We start from the raw sequence: 17,422 nt of genomic DNA on the forward strand, positions 1-17,422 counted from the left end.
TGGGGTCAGCTCGCATCGAGAGCATCAAGAACCTGGCTGAGACGCGCGGGTGCCTCCAGCTCGTCGAGCAAGAACCGCATCCTCGCGATCAGCACGCCCGCATTCCTGGTGTTCTCCCGTGCCCTGGTGAATGATTCAACCGCCTCGCGCAAGTCGCGGCCATCTCCGAGGTGTAGACCGCAGATCGCGTAACCGATGAAGTCGTGCGCGGCGAAGTCCTCGGCATCCTTCTTCACGCGGTTGGTCGCTTCCGCACGCAGACGTTCAAAGCGCTCATCCGCCGTCGCACGGTCGCCCTGCTGATGGGCCGCCAGTCCTGACAACGCCAAGACGAGCAGTGATCGCCCAGGGACTCGGTAGAACTCCGCAAGTTCGATCTCACGCCACGCGTCGGGGCGTGCCGACCGGTGCAAGTAGCAGAAGGCGAGCGTGGTCCGCGCTTGGATCAAGGTGACCTCATCGTGGTGCCGAATCGCCAGGTCGGCCGCCTCGTGGGCGAGTTCCTCGGCTCGGCCGACATCACCCCTGTCCAAGCTGAGGACCGCGAGCCCGTCGAGGTAGGCACTACGGAGGCGGTCATCGGACCCGGCTTCCACGGCGGCCCCGGCGCGGGCGACGAAGACCTCGGCATCAGCACCATGCCCGAGTTCACCGTGCCAACGGGCCACTTTGAGCGCGACGATGGTGTACCGCAGTAGCGCATCCCGCTTCGCATCCTGAAACTCGGAGAAGTCCGGGCGTCCGTACTGCGCGAGAGCGCGAACGCCCTCAACGATCGCGTCTTCATGTCTGCCCTTGCGGCGTAGGCAAACCGCGATGCCTTCCTGGGCGACGGCCAGCACCTCAGGGCTGTTTATGCGTCGAGCCTGGTCCCGCACCCACTCATACCTCGCCTGCGCCATGGTGGTGAAACCTTGGCGCCAGCACATCGAGGCGAAGGTGCTGTGCACCTTGATGGCTCGCACATCGTCCTCCTTTCCCACGACGAGGCTCATGGCCTCGCCGAGCACCTGATCGGCCTCGTCGAAATCGTGGTTGGACAGCAGGATGTCGGCCAAGGCGTTCAAGTTCTCCAGTTCGTCGTGCTCACCCCCAGTTCTGCCCTTGACCTCCCTTCGTGGCTCGAGCACCAGGCGGCGGCAGTTCCAGCGGACCAGATAGGGATCGACCTCATGGATGGTTTCGTATGCGGCTCCATACTCCCGAGCGCGCAGCAACGCCCAAAGCTCAGCGAGGCGAAGGCGGAGGTCGGCAACACTGCGTGGCTCAGGACGCACGATATCGCGCAACGCTCCCGCCACCGTGTAGTACAAAAGACGCTGTTCGGGTTCCGACACGGTGCTCATGACCGACCGGCTGTCGGCCGAGAGCAAGTAGAAGTTGTCCTCGACGCGATAGACGATGCGGTCCATGACCAGAGCTGACAGAGCGTTACCAACCCGGGCGTGCGCGTAGTTCCCGATCACCGCCGCTACCGCGCTGGCCGGGACGGGGGTGTCGAAGGCCGCGAGTGCGCGGAGCACCGCTCCCCTCACCTCGCTGATGCCCGTCAACAGCAAGTGCATGAGCTGGTCGGAAACATCCGGGGTGCGCTGTTCACCGAGCAGCGCCGCGAGTCTGGGAAGGTCGTACCCGGTGTCACCAACCACAACCGCGTGAACAAGTTCAGCGTGGCGCGGGTTGCCCTTCACCGCGTCGTACAGCGACGCCCGCAGCTCCCGGGTCAACAAGTCGGCGGTGAGACGTCCACGATGGTCCATGCCCGCGAGGTGGTCGAAGAAGTCGTCCTTGGGCAGGCGCCCCAGTTGGACGGAAGGTGCCACCGTATGCCAAGTATGCTGCCTGGAGTTCGGCTTGTCCTGCGAGACAAGGAGCACCGTGACCGCGTGCCGCTCCATGGTGGCGAGCATCTCGAATGCCCGGTCGAGTTGCGGGTCCGCGACCACCTCGTCACTGGTCAGCAGGTTCTCCGCGGAGTCGACCGCCACGACAACCGGAGAGTCGCCAAGCCGGACCAAGACGTCCTCCAGACGTGCCAAGGACGAGCGGCCGGTGCGCGAACCTGCGGCCGTGACACCACCGTCCAAGTGGTCGATCAGCGTTCCGAGGTCGAGCCCTGTCACGGTGTTCGCGTCATGACGCACGACCCGCATTGGAGCGCCGTCGGAGTCCAAGTCTTGGAGCACCACGTCCAGGAGTTTCGTCTTCCCAACACCGCGAATCCCGCTCAGGACCGAAATCCCTCGTCCCCCAGCTACCAGCCGGTTTCGCAGGTCCTGACGTTCAATCCTGCGATCCCTGATTCCGAACGAGTCCTCAGGAGCTGAGCGACGCACGGCCACTGGCGTGGCCGTGCGTTCCGCACGGCGCGGCCACCGCGCGAGCTCGCCGCGCAGTCGTTCCGCCGCGAGTGCGGCCAGTTGGAAGCACCACTTCTTGACTTCCAACTCGTTGTCGAGGCGTAGATCCCTCCCTAGGTGCACGAGGCCGGCGCCAACGAGGAACAGCAAGCACTGCCGCCCCCACTCGTCGCCCCAACCGGAGTCGCTCCCCGGAGCCGACCCAGCCCTTACTGCCTCGCTGAGGTCTCGGTATAGGCCCAGGTGAGCCGGAGAATCGCGCTCGTTCGGATACACCAGTGCCCGCGCAAGAGCGGCCCTCGAGTTAGGTCCGAAGTCGTGGAAGCGATCTAGGACCAGAGCCACTAGGAGATGCATTGGATCTCGCGCCAATGGAGCGTCCGGCTTGTAGCGGTCATAGTCGATAAGCACGTACGAAAGGGGGTCTATTCCGTTTCGCACCTTCAGGAGGATATTGCGACCGCTCAGATCCCCGTGAGCGTGACCAATCCGGAGATCTTGGACAATTCGATTGGCATTCGAACCCGCAAGAAGTGAGAACGGGTTGAAAGCCATGGTCATGTCGCCGAGTTTGACCGCACCTTCGTCGCCATCAACAGCAACCCCGGCCGTTCTCGCCCACTCGAGCGCTTTATCAAACCGCCGCCCTATGACACCTTTGAGCAACTCACCGATTGTTTGCGGCTTCCCAGGACGGCGCCACTTCGCGTCACGGTTCCAATCGCCGACAACCGAGTTCACAATTGATTGACAAACTTCCGGAAACCCGGCAGTTCCGGACAACTCCGTCAGTTGACCGACGTCCTCGATACCACCGCCCGCGACACGAAGGAACACCCCCATCCGACCGCCGTCGAGCCACATGCTATAAGCGAGGGGCTCAGCCAGATGAGCATCAAACCCGATCTTCCCGGCTCTAAACCATGCCATGCGGAGCGATTCCGCCCTTTTCGGAGCATCGTGGGTGAGGAACTTGAGGACCAACCGCTCGGAATCAGCCCGACCCGCAGCATGATCTGTGTAGACCACGGTGCCGACAGGCTCGCCACTACGGCCGTCGGTGAACCACTCACGGGACTCGACCGTGAACTCCTGCTCGCCCTGTTGCCACATCGCAACCGCGTCCCGCAGCTCGGGCGGTAACCGGTCGAAACCACCCATGCTCGGCCCACCCTCGACCATGCCCCCTCCTCGTCCTCGACCGGCCCAGTGTCGGCAATCTAGACTCCACGGATGATCCACCGAATCCACCTGGTGGGTACCAAGAGGGGGGATCATCGTGGGCGACGAGTTGTCCGACGAGGCCAAGGCCAGAAAAGAACTCCTTTGGGGGATGTACTCCGACCTGCGGACACATGCCCGGCACGCCGAGACCCTGCGCTCCAACGTGGTGAACGCGATGATAGTCGTCGCATCGGTTCTCATCGCCGTCGTGGCCAACGATGGCAACGTCACCCGAAAAGACCTGCCGCTGTGCCTGGCGCTTCTGGTAATAGGCCCACTCGGCCTTCTGTTCGCCGCGTCGTACACGGAGTTGTACGAGCGCAATCGGCGTCGCGCTGTTCTCATCAGGGACACGCTGGAGACTGAGTTCCTGGGCTCCGACGGGCCGACCATCACGGCGCTGCTCGACGACTCGGACGAACAGCACGAAGCCACCGCCCTCTATCGGTGGAGCAGGAGACTCACCGGAAGTACGCGCAGGTTCTGGTTCATCCTCCCTGGTCTGATCTTGCTGGCAGCCCTCATTCTGACCTTCGTCGCCTGGTAGCGCTTCGGATCACCTGAAATCCGGCTACGACTCGCCGCAGCCAGTCGGGTGGGCGATGCCGAAGGGGCGGTCGCCGCAGAGGGTGATTCTGTGCATTACTCGGGGGTGGTGCGCCGTAGTCGTCTGCGGCGTAGTGGGCGGTGCTGCGGTTGTCCCAGGCCACGACGTCGCCGGGGTTGACGAACAGGGCTCGTCTGCCGGTTTCCGGGTGCACGCGGACCACCGGGTGCGCCACGGGTCCAACGTGCGGACCTTCTTCCCCTCCCACGTGTTGCCCTCGCAGCCGAGGCGGTAGCGCAGGTATTCCTCGACGGCGCCGTCACGCTCGCCGACGGCGTCGCTTGGTTCGACACCGCCATCGAGCGGCACATCGAGGCAGGCGACCACACGATCGTCCTACTCCGACTGCACGCGGCGGCGCACACCGAGCGCGCGCCACCGCTCGTGTTCCACCGCAGCCGGTTCGGCCTGGGCTAAGCGCGTCCGAGCAGGGGGTGACCAGCGGGTACCCGATGGGTGGGTGAACTTCCTTGGTCTCCCCGGCGGGTCCGACGATCGTGGGTCACAACCACACCGGGGAGCGCCACCATGAGACCTCTGCTGTCTTGTACCGTCGCCGTCCTTCTTGTTGGGGCGCTGGGGCCGGTCGCCTTGGCGGAGGATCGGATCGTGGGTGGGGAACGCGTCAGCATCAACCAGGCGCCGTGGACGTTGAGCTTGCGGGACAACGGGAACCACATCTGCGGGGCCGCCCTGATCGCGCGGGACATCGCGCTCACGGCCGCGCACTGCGTCGGCGGTGATGACCTGAGCGTCCGGGCGGGCAGCACCAGCCGCGCCGAGGGCGGGGTCAAGGTTGAGGTGCGGGAGGTCGTCCGCTCTCCCAAGTACGACCCGGGCACGCAGGACTTCGACGTCGCGGTGCTCTACCTGGAGCGGGACCTCGACTTCAGCTCCAACATCCGCCCGATCCCCGTGGCCGAGCGGGAAGTCCAAGCGGGCACCCGCACGCTGGTGACGGGGTGGGGCGGTCTCAGCGAGGGTGGCTCCTCACCGGAGAACCTGCGTGGAGTCGTTGTCCCGACGGTGTCCCTGCGCACCTGTCGGGACTCGTACGGACAAGAGGCCGTGACGACTCGCATGCTGTGCGCGGGATTGCCGCAAGGCGGCAAGGATTCCTGCCAGGGCGACTCCGGCGGACCCCTGACGGACAAACCCTTCGGGTCGGAGTCGCGACTGGTGGGGCTGGTGTCGTGGGGCCGGGGCTGTGCGCGGCCGGGCTACTACGGCGTCTACACGAACGTCGCCCAAGAGGCTCTGCGCAGGTGGATCCGCGAAGAGACCGGGAAGTAGCGCGATCAGCCAATGGTGACCACCCGCGCCCAGTCGGGTGGCGAGCTCGGCACGTAGTCGTCCGGCTCGTGATGGCGCGGGAACAGGCCGACAACCGTGCGGCAGAGCGGTTTGGAGAGCGGCCAAGGGGTTTGACCGTCAGTCAGTGCGACGACCACATCGGGCCTGGTGCGCACTGCGGCGGCGAACCCGGTGCGCAAGTCTGTGCCGCCGCCACCGATGAACGGGATGTCGGCGGCGCGGCACAGTGGGCGGGTCAGGTGCGCGGCGGTGTCGCAGGAGAAGGCGGAGATGAGGTCTCGGCGGCCGCCCACAGTGCGGGTGATCGCGGCGATCTCGACGATCGCGCTGCCCAGTTCGGCGTCGCTCACCGAGCCGGACGTGTCCACAATGACGCACACTCGGGGCGGTCTGCGGCGCAGGCTGGGCAGGACGACACCGGGCAGACTGGCCGACCGGCGGGAAGGTCGACCGTAGGTGTAGTCCTCGCCCGCGCCGGAGGTGGAGATCGCGGAGCGGACCGCCGCGCCCAATAGATCCCGCCAGGGTTGCGGTGGTTGGAAAGCCTCTTCCGCCCACCGCTGCCATCCTCTTGAGACGTTGCCCGGAGCTCCCGTGATGCTCTGCGCCACCCGGAACCGCACGGCGTCCTGCTCCTGGGCGGTGAGCCCGTGCGCGCCGCTGGGGCCCATGTCCCATTCCCGGTCCATCCCGTCGGCACCGCTCCCGCAGTCCAGCCACGTGAACCCGTCGGTGTAGGGGCCGAGCCGGAACTGGCGCAGGTACTCCTCCATCAGCTTCCCTTCGGACAAGTGCAGCATCTCCGGGACCACAGCTCCTTCTGGTTTAGCCAACCCGTCGCCGAACACGTCGTCGTTGATCTCGAAGTCGGCGGCGATGTTCATCCGCAGCCGCTCACCGGGGCCGGTCAGCTCGTGCGCCACCGCGAACCTGTCACAGCGAGCGTGGTGGTCTCGCAGGAGGTGGGACGCCTCGTGCACCCAGACCCCCGCCAGTTCTTCCACCGGTGTTCTGTCCACGAACGACGGTGAGACGTAGCAGCGCCAATGCCGGTCGACGGCCATTGTCGGAACGCTGCGCGATTCCACCACGTGCAAGGCGAACAAGGCGGTTGCCAGGTAGGGCCTGCTCCGGACCGCGTGCAGCCGGGCGGCGAACAGCTTCTCCTCGTCCATGCTCATCGGCCCGCACCCACGCGCTGCGAGAGCGACACGACGTCAACCAACTGCTCGATCGTCGCTGGGACTTCCCAGTCCTCGCGGCGCAAGGCGGCGAGCGTGGAAGCTGGGACGACCACGAGGTCTGGAGGTCCGGTTTCCCAGGCACGCACCAGCAATGACCACGCCGCGTCCCAACGGGACTGTTCCGGTCGCGCGCGCACCGCCTCCACCACTCCGTCCAGCACCGCTTGGCGCAGGTCGCCGCGTTCGGGCAGGACGGCCACCGCTGGATCGGCGAGGAGCACCTCAGGGTCCGGCAAGTCCATGCGGTCCATACTGGCCAGCAGTTCCAGCCCTGGTCCGTCTCCCACCGTGCCCCGAACCACCATCGACAGCACGTCCCGGGAAGTCCCTGAAGCGACCGCGAAAGCTATGAGGCGCAACGTCATCTCCCAACTGCGCGGCGAAGGCCACGCACCGCCTCGGCGCACCTCGTTCTTGGGCAGCTGGTGCACGAGCGCCGGGCGAGCCACGAGGAGTCCGCACACCGCCCGACGGGCGAACATGACGGCGTCGGTCAACTTCTCCGGCATCAACCGCGGCAACACCGCCCTGGGCCACGTTCCACCCAGCCCCCGCACGACGACGTCGTGGTCGTAGCTCCACTGCAGGTGAACGAACCGGTTCGCCAACGGCGGACTCAACTCCCACCCGTCCGCGGCCGACGCCCGCGGATTGGCGGCGGCCACGATCCGAACCCCTGGCGGCAGCGTCAAAGCACCGATCCGACGTTCGAGCACGACACGCAGAAGTGCGGCCTGGACGGCAGGTGGTGCGGTGGAGAGCTCGTCCAAGAACAGCAACCCCTTGCCTGCCCGGACTAGTCGAACGGCCCAGTCCGGTGGAGCCATGGGAACACCTTGCACCGCCGGATCCTCGCCAATGACGGGGAGACCGGAGAAGTCGGACGGCTCGTGCACGCTCGCGATCACGGTCGTCAGCGGGAGGTCGAGGGCATCGGCGAGCTGGGTGAGGGCTGCGGTCTTGCCGATGCCCGGCTCACCCCAGAGCAGAACCGGCAGATCTGCGGACACGGCAAGGGTCAGGGCTTCCAGCTGGATGTCGGTCCGCGGCTCGGTGGCGGATTCGGCCAGCAGGGCAAGGAGATCGGTGGCGACGTCGAGCGGTGTGGCGTGGGCTGGTGGCTGCGGGGGCGGAGCGGAAATGGGCATGGGTGATCACCTGGGGGTTGAGTCGAGGGCCGGGTATCGGCCGGGGCGTGGTTCAGCGGATGCGACGAGAGGGACTGATCGGCGGCGGCCAAACGATTCAGCAGACGCAGCCGGGGCGAGGAGCCCAACTGGACGTCGAAGGCGGCCCGGGGTTAGAGCCGGCCAACGGGGCAAGGAGATCAGCGACGACACCGAGCGGTAGGGATGGACTGGAGGGCGACAAAGGGCATGGATGATCACCGGTGGTTGAGTCGAGGGCCGGGTGTCGGCCGAGGCGTGGTCTAGCGGATGCGACGAGAGGCACTGATCGGCGGCAGCCAAACGATTCAGCAGACGCGACCGGGGTCGAGGAGCCCAACTGGACGTCGAGGGCGGCCCGGGGATAGAGCCGGCCAACGGGGCAAGGAGATCAGCGACGACACCGAGCGGTAGGGATGGACTGGAGGGCGACAAGGGGCATGGATGATCACCGGTGGCTGAATCGGGGCCGGGTATCGGCCGAGGCGTGGTTCAGCGGATGCGACGAGAGGGAACTGATCGGCGGCGGCGAACGACTCAGCAGACACGGTCGAAGTCGAGGAGCCCAACTGGACGTCGGTGGCGGCCCGGGGGCCGAACCAGCCAACAGGGCGAAGAGATCAGCGACGACAGCGAGTGATAGGGATGGGCTGGAGGGCGACAAGGGGCATGGATGATCACCGGTGGTTGAGTCGAGGGCCGGGTGTCGGCCTTGAGGTGTGGTTCGACTGAGCCGTATCGGCTCAGGGGCGCGGTTGGCGCTTGCGGCTGCTCTTGCTGTCTCCAGTGGACTTGAGCGGTCCCTGGACGACGATCTCGGCGCGGTACCAGCCGTGGAGGACTTGGTGTCGTGCCGCACTTTCCAGGTCGTCGCGTAGTGGGCCGTCGCGCAGGGCGGCGTCCGGGCCGAGTAGGTGTTCGATGGCGGCGAAAGCTCCGGCGGTGTCGCCGTGGTCGAGTCGGGCGCGGATGTCGTCGAGACCGTCTGGGTGTCGGTGTGCCTCGTCGATCGCTTGGAGGCAGGGCAGCGGCGCACCGCCCAACGCCGCGAGCAACTCCTCGCGGCGCAACTCGTCGGGGCGGTGGTCCAACGCCGCCAGCACACCGTTCACCACGCCGATTCGGTGCTTGGCACCACGACACTCGACGACGCGACTCGGCGCGTTGTCCCGATTTGGCGACACAGCATGGTCTGGTACGAGCGCGGAAGCGACGAGTGGGTGCAGGCGGTCGGCATCGATCAGTCCGGTGTGGAGCAATTCGAGGTCGGGGAGGACCCAGGTCGCCGCGTCCGGGAGAACCGGGTGCGCACGGGTGTCGCCCCTTGCTCGGGCCGCTGCAATCCGGTTACCCAGCAACAGGTTCAGCACCAATCGACGCCGAGACCCGAGCCGCACGGCGACTGCCTGTCCCGCACGTTTGTCCGCGCGTAGCACCAATGCCGCCTCAGCTGCCCACCGGTGCACGGCATGGGGAGTTCCGCGCCACTGCTTCGCACCGGACCGCTCCCCCAGCTCACCCGCCCTGCGCACATCCCACAGGTGGCGGTGCAGGTCGAGGCGGAACCGCCGGTCCGGGTGCGGATGGGGGTGGTCGCCCACACCCGCCCTCGGTGTGGACGGCGACCACAGGGCGAGGCTGATCCGCTGACCAGCACCCGCCCACGCGGGCGGCGTACGCGCCACCAGGTGCACGGGATCGCCGGTCGGCGGCCGATATCGGGCCAGCGACACTGTGAGGCCCGACCGCAGCAAGCCATCCGGGCCTGCCCGTGGGTAGTGCCAACGCAGCAGGTCAGGCGCCAGATGGCGGAGATCGTCGCGGACCGCGCCTGCGAACTCCGCGCCACGATCACGGCGCACGGTTCTCAGGTTCAGATCCACGTCGACCCGCGCGGCAGCGCAGGCACCGGCCCAGTCACCCACCACCCGGCGGGCGGTCGCGACCTGGATCATGGACGGGGGCACGGCGAACTCACGCACGTGCGACCAGAGGGAAAGGCGGAGGTTCTCGTTCGCGCTCGAAGGGTGCATCAGCACTCACCTTCGGCGAACGGGACCCCCGATCTGCACGAGTAGGTACTCATCGCGGCGAAGCCTAGCAGAGCCGACGAGGATCCGTCACCGACCATTCAACAGCTCCACATCGGACAAGTCGCGGGGTTGGCCCTTCGGGGAGCCATGCGCATGACGCGGTCCAGGTCGACGTCGTAGCCGATCAACGGGTGGTCCGGGCCGTTCTCCGGGGTGAGCACCATGGGCTTGCCCAACCGGCGGCTGACGGCGCGGAGAAAGGCGCACACAGTGTTCAGGCGCTCTTGGCCCTGGAGTTCCTGGGGCGCGAAGTCGACCTCGATCTCGTCGGGGGTGAAGAAGTGGGTATTCACCAGGATCTGGGGAACGGGCCTGATCTGGAGCAGCACCCCCACCTCGGCCTGGCGCTCGAACGCGGCCTCGACCTGCTCGGGTAGCGGCTTGGGATGGCCGTCCTCCGAGTACCGGCACCACAACCCCCGCGACCGCACCAGGTCGACGAACACCTGCCAGTCACCGACGGTCGTGTCGAAGACATAGGCGTCCAGCAGCGACCCGTCGGGCACGAACAGGTCCGACACCTCGCTCCACACCAGGTCACCCACGGCGCCATCAGCTCCAGGCACGCCGCTCACCGCTTGTCGCGTCGGCGCAGGTATCGGTGCAGGAGGTTGAGGGCCAGGGCCACGGGGGTCAGGACGGCCGCGATCAGGATGCCCGCGAACATGCTGTAGCCGTGGGGGTCGGTGGAGAGGCCGACGGCGCTCAGGACGGCGAGGCCCAGGGGTACCGCGATTGCGACGAGGGTGCAGATGAGGGCGCCGAGGACGAGGTAGCGGAGCGCGGTGCGCAGGGGGCTGTTGGGCGTGTCCACCAGCCTGGACTGTACCTGGCGGCGGGCTGCCCCGCCGCCAGGTCCTGGCTAGACGGTGACGCGCCAGGCTGAGTTGGGGGTAGTCGCTTGGAACTTCAGGGTGGGGCAGTCGTAATCGGCGGGACGGGGGGTCGCGGTGGGGCGCAGCGGAGAGTTGGTGGCTGTGGCCGGGGTCCACTGGCCGTTGATGCGCAGTTGGATGGCGGTGGACTCGAAGACGGCGCCGCGGGCGTCGGTGCAGTAGTAGGCGCTGCCGGTGGCGTTGTTGTGGGTCGCGTAGATCTCGAAGATGTCCCAGCCCTCGTTGAGGGTGCTCTTGTCGGAGCCGCTCTGGGTGAACAGGGCGTCCCAGGCGCGGGTGGTGTTGTTGTAGAGCGACGCGGTCCAGGAGTTGGTGGACGCGTTGGTGCGCAGGACCTGGATCGTGTAGGCCTGACGCCCGTTCACCGTGGTCGTGTACTTGCTGAGGAACGCGGTGTCGATGGGGACGACCTTGGCCGGGGACACCGATTTGCACCAGTCCCACGCCCACAGCTGCGGGGCCTGGCCGAGGCCGTAGGCGGTGACGACCTCGATGCAGGAGTGGCTGGTCGGTTTCATCGTGGGCGCGTAGACGACGTCCGAGCGGTTGCTCAGGCGGAGGGTGGGGATCACGCTGTGGGTGGCGACCATGCCGTCGGCGTTGGTGGAGAGCTGGGGTTCAGGCCCCCAGAAGGTGTGCTTCTGCGCGGCGGCGTTGGCGACGCGCAACTGTCGGAACTTGTCAGCGGCGGGACCGGCGGCGGCGGTAGCGGCGGCACCGGTCAGACCGGGGACCTCGCTGGGGTGGGCCGCCGGGCCAGGGGACGCGACAGCGGCCGGACCCACGGCTATCGCGAGCGCGGCGGCGCACAATAATGGCAATAGGCGCATCTGGGATTCCTTGAGTTTGCAGGGGTAAGGAACACCCTCGATGTTAGGGCCCGATTTCTCACACGGGCAGACATTGCCTGCGGAAAACTGGAGTCACCCCAGCTCAGGCCAGGAATAGCATTTCTGGCCGTATACTGTTATGCCGGACATAACGGGAGGATTCGATTCCCAGATAACCGGACCACCTGTCCCACCTAAAGCCACGGCTACGGCAGAGGGGGCTGTTGAGACGCCTGGCGCCAGTCGTGGGGGGTTTGGCCGTAGCGGGTGCGGAAGCGGCGGGTGAAGTGGGTGGGGTCGCGGAAGCCCCAGCGGCGGGCGGTGGCCGCGATGGTGTGGTCGGTGTGGGTGAGCTCGGCGTGGGCGCCAGCTAGGCGTTCCTCGATGATCCACTGCTCGAGGCTGAAGCCCGCCTCGGCGCACAGCGCGTACAGCTGCCGTACCGAGATGTGGTGGGTGGCGGCGATCCGGGCTGGGGTCAGGTCGTGGTCGGTGAGGTGGTGGCGCACGTAGGCGCGGACCTGGGTGAGGACAGTGCTCTCCCGCACCGGCCTGCCTGCGGCGGAGAGCACCAACGCGCGGACGAGTTCGATGTTCGCGGTGCCGAGCGCGGGCGCCGCGGGGTCGGCGGCGAGGCGGTCGGCGTTGCGGACCTGGTGGGTGATGTGGGCGGTGACCAGCGGGTAGAGGGGGCTTGACCGCAGGTCCGCGATGGCGCGGCGGACGGTGTCGACGGGGAGGCCGAGGTGGTCGATGGGGATCTGGAGGCAGCCCGCGGCGCCCGGCCCGGACCAGGAGAAGTCGTACGCGGCGGAGAGGTCGACGGCCATCAGGTCGCCGGGGGCGATCACCCGTTGCCCGCCGAACTGCTCGTGCCGACCGGGCGCGTGTCCCTGGACCGACAGCGCCAGGACCGGCTGGGCGTCCCGCTTGGCCTGTTTCGCGGTGCGCAGCAGGCGGAGCCCGTTGGCGTGCGTGGTGAAGACGTTGGTGCTGCCTAGGTCCCACAGGCCGATGCGGACGGCGACGGCGTCGGGGCGCTCGAGGATGACGTGGCAGGGCGCGGAGGCGTGCGCCAGCGCCGCGTTGACCGCGTCGACCCGGTCCGGAGCCGGGAGGTCCGCGGTGTCGAACACATAAGCCATCGCCCCGACCTCCGCACGTGCCGCCGCACATTCTGCACGGCAGGCCGCCGCCCGTGCGGGCACAGCCGCCTCCGGTGATCGGTTCCCGCTTACCGTTCGGCTGTGCTCTGGGGCCGGGAGGAGGAGTGTTCGGCGCTCGACGCGATCGTGGCGGCGACCCGGGCCGGTCGGGGCGGGGTCCTGGTGTTGCGGGGCGACCCGGGTATCGGCAAGACGGCCCTGCTCGACCACGTGTCGGACGCCCGCACGCTGCGGCTGTCCGGGGTCAAGGCCGAGGTCGGGTTCCCTTTCGCGGGACTCCACCGACTGTTGGACGCTGTGGACTTCCCACCAGGCACCGACCGCTTCGTCGTCGGGCAGGCGGTGTTGGCGCGGTTCGCCTCGCTCGGGCCTGTGCTGTGCTGCGTGGACGACGCGCAGTGGCTCGACGAGGACTCCCTGGAGGTGCTGGCGTTCGTCGGGCGGCGGCTGCACGCCGAGGGCGTCGGGCTGGTTCTCGCGACACGCGACGAGGTTGCGGGTCTGCCCACGCTCGAGGTGCGTGGCTTGGCCGAGGCTGACGGTGTCGCGATGCTCCGGTCCGCGGCGGGTTCGGTGGACAACCAGGTGGCGGCACGGATCGTTAGGGCGGTTGAGGGCAACCCGCTGGCTTTGCGGGAGATGGCGCGCGAGTTGTCGCCGGATCAGCTCAACGGCCGGGCGTCGCTGCCCGAACCGCTCCCCCTGGGCGGACGGTTGGCCGATCACCACCTGCGTCACGTAACCCGGCTGCCCGAGCCCACCCAGCGGTGGCTGTTGCTCGCGGCGGCCGAACCCAGCGGTGACCTGGCGTACCTCACCGACGCGGCCAAGCTGCTGGGCCTGGACCCAACAGCGCCCGAACCAGCCGAGACCGAGCGCCTGGTGACCCTCGGGACCACCGCTCGCTTCCAGCGCCCGTTGCTCCGCTCAGCGATCTACGGCAGCGCGACCGGCGTCGAACGTCGACGGACCCACGCCGCGCTGGCGGCGGTGATGGACGCCGATCGGCGGGCGTGGCACCTGGCCGCCGCCTGCCTCGGCCCTGACGACGCCGTTGCCGCCGAGTTGCTGCGCACGACCGACCTGGCGACCGCGCGCGGTGGGTACTCGGCCAGGACCCGTTTCCTGCTCAGAGCGGCCGAGTTGACCAGATCGGACACTGCGCGGGTCGATCTGCGGCTGGCCGCTGCCAAAGCCGCCTTGACCGCCGGAGCACCGACGCAGGCCATGGCGCTCCTGGACGGCCTCCCCGACGACCGCACGCTGCTGGTACGAGCCGGTGCCAAAGTCGCCCTCGGTGGTCGACAGGCCTTCGCCGAGGCAGCGGCTCTGTGCCTGGAAGCCGCGCGAGCACCTGATTCGACCAGCGAGGCGGCACTGGCCGCGATCGAGAACGCCCTCCAAGCCGAGCACCTACTGGCCGATTCCACCGTCGTCGAGATCGCCAAGGTGGCCGCCTCGGTGGTGGCCGCGGACGATTCGTTGACGTCTTTGCTGGTGCGGGCGTTCGCGGTGTTGGTCGACGAGGGGTACGAGCAGGCGGTGCCGCACATCCGGCGAGCGGTCATGGCGCTGCTGGATCCGGACACATCAGCGGACGAGGTGCTGGGCGGCTCCCTGATCGGGGCGTCGCTGTGTGCGCTGCTGTGGGACGCCGCTCTGCACCGCGCGGTGGTCGGCAGGGCCATCGAGACAGCACACCGCACGGGCGCCCTGGGGCGGCTGGACACCGCGCTGCACTGCGCTGCCACGATCGAGATCCAGCTCGGCGAGTTGCCTGCCTGGCGTGCTGAAGGCGGTGACATGGAGGAGGCGTCGCTGGCCCTCGGTCAAGGTGACTACGCGCGGGCACGGGCCATCGCGCAGCCGATGGTCGACGCCGACGCGATGGGCGTGCACACGAGGTGGCTCCCAGACCTGGTGGAAGCCGCTGTCCGCAGTGGCGACCGGGTGCTGGCGGCATCAGCTCAGGCCAAGCTGGCGAGTCGGCTGACGGCCACCGGCACGGTCTGGGCGAGGGGCGTGTTGGCCAGGACGCAGGCCCTGTTGGCGCCGGTCGGCAGTGCGGAGCCCCTGTACCGCCGCGCGATCGCCCTCCTGTCCGACTCCCCCGCACGCGCTGACCTGGCCCGCGCGCACCTGCTGTACGGCGAGTGGCTGCGCAGGCGAAAACGCAGGCGAGACGCCCGTGACCAGCTGCGCCTGGCGTCGGAGCTGTTCGAGCGGATGGGCGCGGACGCGTTCGCCGGTCGGACGGCCCAGGAGTTGGCGGCCACCGGGGACACCCCGACGCACCAGACGACCGGGCTGACCCCGCGCGAGCTCGACATCGCCACGTTGGCCGCAGGTGGGGCCACGAACGCCGAAATCGCGGCGCGGCTGTTCATCAGCGCGAGCACAGTCGACTACCACCTGCGGAAGGTGTTCCGGAAGCTGGGCGTGACCTCCCGGCGGCGGCTGGCGCACGTGCTGGCCACCTGAGAGGACTACGCGTTTCGCATGATTCGGCCACGGCGGCGGCCGCGCGACGATCGGTGGGTCGACCCGATCGAGAGGACGGTTCACATGCCGTACGTGACGACCGCCGACGACGCGCGGATCTACTACAAGGACTGGGGCGAGGGCAGGCCGGTGGTGCTCAGCCACGGCTGGCCGCTGAGCTCCGACAGCTGGGAGGCGCAGCAGTTGGCCCTGGCCAGCGGCGGCTTCCGGGCCATCGCGCACGACCGCCGCGGCCACGGCCGGTCCACCCAGACCTGGCACGGCAACGACATGGACACCTACGCCGACGACCTCGCCACGCTCATCGACACCCTGGACCTGCGCGAGGTCACCCTCGTCGGGTTCTCCACCGGCGGCGGCGAGGTGGCCCGCTACATCGGCAGGCACGGCACCGCCCGCGTCGCCCAGGCGGTCCTGGTGTCCGCGGTCCCGCCGTTCATGCTCCAGACCGACGACAACCCCGGCGGCGTGCCGGTCGAGGTGTTCGACGGGTTGCGCGCGGGGTCGCTGGCCGACCGCTCGCAGCTCTACCGCGACCTCGCCGACGGCCCGTTCTTCGGCGAGAACCGGCCCGGCGCCGACGTGTCGCAGGGCATCCGCGACGCGTTCTGGCGGCAAGGGCTGCAGGCCGGGCACCACAACGCCTACGAGTGCATCGCCGGGTTCTCCGCCACGGACTTCCGCGCCGACCTCGACGCGTTCGACATCCCCACCCTGGTCATCCACGGCGACGACGACCAGGTCGTGCCGTTGCCGGTCGGCGGCCAGGCCTCGGCCGCGCGGATCAAGGGCGCCACGCTCACCGTCTACCCGGGCGCCCCGCACGGCATCACCGACACCCACAAGCAGCAGCTCGCCGACGACCTGCTCACCTTCCTCAGGAGCCACTGATGCCCGCACCGGACACGATCGTCCTGATCCACGGTTTCTGGGTCACCCCGCGCAGCTGGGAGCACTGGATCAGCCACTACGAGAGCAAGGGCTTCAAGGTCCTCGCCCCCGCCTACCCCGGCCTGGAGGTCGAGGTCGAGTCGCTGCGGGCCGACCCGACCCCGATCGCCGAGCTGACCGTTCCGAAGATCATCGACCACCTGGCGTCGGTGATCGCCGAGCTGGAGGCGCCGCCGATCCTGATCGGCCACTCCGCGGGCGGCGCGTTCACCCAACTCCTGCTCGACCGGGGCATCGGCGCGGTCGGTGTTGCCCTGAACTCGGCGCCCACCGAGGGCGTGCGGGTGGTGCCGCTGAGCCAGCTGAAGTCCACGTTCCCGGTGTTCAAGAACCCGGCCAACCGGCACCGGGCGGTCCCGATCGACTTCGAGCAGTGGAACTACGCGTTCACCAACACCTTCACCGAGGAGGAGTCCCGCGCGCTGTACGAGCGGTACGCGATCCCGGTCAACGGCGGCATCGTGTGGGGCGGCGTGCTGGCCAACTTCCAGCCCGGCCACCAGGACACCTGGGTCGACTACGACAACGACGACCGCGCCCCGCTGCTGTTCGTCTCCGGCGGCGAGGACCACATCATGCCGCCCGCGGTGCAGCACTCCAACGCCAAGCACTACAAGTCGAAGACGGTCACCGAGGTCAAGGACTACCCCGGCTTCGCGCACCTGCTCCCCGCCCAGGAGGGCTGGCAGCAGATCGCCGACGACGTCCTCGACTGGGCTCTGCGGCACGCCGGGTAGCCCCCTGCGGTAGAAAGTCGGCATGACCGTCATCTACGCCGTCCGAGTCGACTTCCCAGACCCCGCCGTCCGCGACGACTACCTCAAGTGGATCACCACCGGCCACGCCGCCGCGGTCGTCGCGGCCGGTGCGCTCTCCGCCGAAGTCCTCTCCCTGGCCGACGGCGCCCTGGAGATGCGGTACGCCTTCAGCGACCGCGCGGCCCTGGCTGCTTACGAGTCGGGGCCCGCGGTCGCCTTGCGCGCGGAAGTGGGCGAACTGTTCCCAGCGGGCTCGTTCACCGTCACCCGAAGCACCGGCGAAATAGTCGCCCGAATCGGCTGACGGCGTG

The 17,422-nt window shown here is 68.3% G+C and carries 15 protein-coding genes and 1 pseudogene; 7 read left to right on the forward strand and 9 right to left on the reverse strand.

Features of this window, described 5'->3' with window-relative positions:
• Positions 1-5 precede the first annotated feature (5 nt).
• On the reverse strand, positions 6-3,542 hold the full coding sequence (locus JOD54_RS24655) for an AAA family ATPase (RefSeq protein WP_204453565.1): 3,537 nt from the start codon (positions 3,540-3,542) through the stop codon (positions 6-8).
• A 97-nt stretch (positions 3,543-3,639) separates the two neighbouring features.
• Between JOD54_RS24655 and JOD54_RS24660 the strand changes: the two genes are divergently transcribed.
• The gene (locus JOD54_RS24660) at positions 3,640-4,131 is read left to right on the forward strand and encodes a hypothetical protein (RefSeq protein ID WP_204453567.1); all 492 of its coding nucleotides are present in this window, start codon (positions 3,640-3,642) and stop codon (positions 4,129-4,131) included.
• Positions 4,132-4,155: 24 nt separating this feature from the next.
• Here the strand turns inward: JOD54_RS24660 and JOD54_RS34550 are convergent.
• Positions 4,156-4,369 (reverse strand): annotated as a pseudogene (locus JOD54_RS34550) (TauD/TfdA family dioxygenase); the annotation flags it as partial.
• Positions 4,370-4,500: 131 nt separating this feature from the next.
• Between JOD54_RS34550 and JOD54_RS36070 the strand changes: the two are divergent.
• Both JOD54_RS36070 and JOD54_RS24675 read left to right on the forward strand, forming a co-directional pair.
• Entirely contained in the window at positions 4,501-4,608 is a 108-nt protein-coding gene (locus JOD54_RS36070; RefSeq protein WP_372440416.1) for a flavin reductase family protein, read from the forward strand.
• A 111-nt stretch (positions 4,609-4,719) separates the two neighbouring features.
• Positions 4,720-5,484, forward strand: coding sequence for a serine protease (locus tag JOD54_RS24675; RefSeq protein ID WP_204453571.1), 765 nt, complete (start codon positions 4,720-4,722; stop codon positions 5,482-5,484).
• Between the two features lie 5 nt (positions 5,485-5,489).
• On the opposite strand, the gene JOD54_RS24680 is transcribed toward JOD54_RS24675, so the two are convergent.
• From JOD54_RS24680 to JOD54_RS24710, 7 genes are all read right to left on the reverse strand, one after another.
• Positions 5,490-6,686, reverse strand: a complete 1,197-nt coding sequence (locus tag JOD54_RS24680) for a vWA domain-containing protein (protein ID WP_239573496.1) — start codon at positions 6,684-6,686, stop codon at positions 5,490-5,492.
• Positions 6,683-7,897 carry an AAA family ATPase gene (locus JOD54_RS24685; protein ID WP_204453574.1) on the reverse strand — a complete coding sequence of 405 codons (1,215 nt, stop codon included), beginning with the start codon at positions 7,895-7,897 and terminating at the stop codon, positions 6,683-6,685. Before JOD54_RS24685 ends, JOD54_RS24680 begins: the two co-directional genes overlap by 4 nt.
• Before the next feature lie 761 nt (positions 7,898-8,658).
• Entirely contained in the window at positions 8,659-9,948 is a 1,290-nt protein-coding gene (locus JOD54_RS24690) for a serine/threonine-protein kinase (RefSeq protein WP_204453576.1), read from the reverse strand.
• Between the two features lie 98 nt (positions 9,949-10,046).
• A complete protein-coding gene (locus JOD54_RS24695) occupies positions 10,047-10,574 on the reverse strand; it encodes a hypothetical protein (protein ID WP_204453578.1) in 528 nt (175 codons plus the stop codon).
• Between the two features lie 5 nt (positions 10,575-10,579).
• Entirely contained in the window at positions 10,580-10,822 is a 243-nt protein-coding gene (locus JOD54_RS24700; protein WP_204453580.1) for a hypothetical protein, read from the reverse strand.
• 48 nt (positions 10,823-10,870) lie between these two features.
• A complete protein-coding gene (locus JOD54_RS24705) occupies positions 10,871-11,734 on the reverse strand; it encodes a carbohydrate-binding protein (RefSeq protein ID WP_204453583.1) in 864 nt (287 codons plus the stop codon).
• Positions 11,735-11,940: 206 nt separating this feature from the next.
• On the reverse strand, positions 11,941-12,879 hold the full coding sequence (locus JOD54_RS24710) for a helix-turn-helix domain-containing protein (protein WP_204453586.1): 939 nt from the start codon (positions 12,877-12,879) through the stop codon (positions 11,941-11,943).
• Positions 12,880-12,981: 102 nt separating this feature from the next.
• Here JOD54_RS24710 and JOD54_RS35755 point away from each other — a divergent pair, with 102 nt between their 5' ends.
• The 4 genes from JOD54_RS35755 (at position 12,982) to JOD54_RS24730 (ending at position 17,415) form a co-directional block, all read left to right on the forward strand.
• Positions 12,982-15,381, forward strand: coding sequence for a LuxR C-terminal-related transcriptional regulator (locus JOD54_RS35755; protein ID WP_204453588.1), 2,400 nt, complete (start codon positions 12,982-12,984; stop codon positions 15,379-15,381).
• A gap of 84 nt (positions 15,382-15,465) precedes the next feature.
• The gene (locus tag JOD54_RS24720) at positions 15,466-16,293 is read left to right on the forward strand and encodes an alpha/beta fold hydrolase (protein ID WP_204453590.1); all 828 of its coding nucleotides are present in this window, start codon (positions 15,466-15,468) and stop codon (positions 16,291-16,293) included.
• On the forward strand, positions 16,293-17,090 hold the full coding sequence (locus JOD54_RS24725) for an alpha/beta hydrolase (RefSeq protein WP_204453592.1): 798 nt from the start codon (positions 16,293-16,295) through the stop codon (positions 17,088-17,090). Before JOD54_RS24720 ends, JOD54_RS24725 begins: the two co-directional genes overlap by 1 nt.
• A 22-nt stretch (positions 17,091-17,112) precedes the next feature.
• Entirely contained in the window at positions 17,113-17,415 is a 303-nt protein-coding gene (locus JOD54_RS24730; protein ID WP_204453594.1) for a DUF4286 family protein, read from the forward strand.
• Positions 17,416-17,422 lie beyond the last annotated feature (7 nt).

The organism is Actinokineospora baliensis (assembly GCF_016907695.1).
GTDB lineage: Bacteria > Actinomycetota > Actinomycetes > Mycobacteriales > Pseudonocardiaceae > Actinokineospora > Actinokineospora baliensis.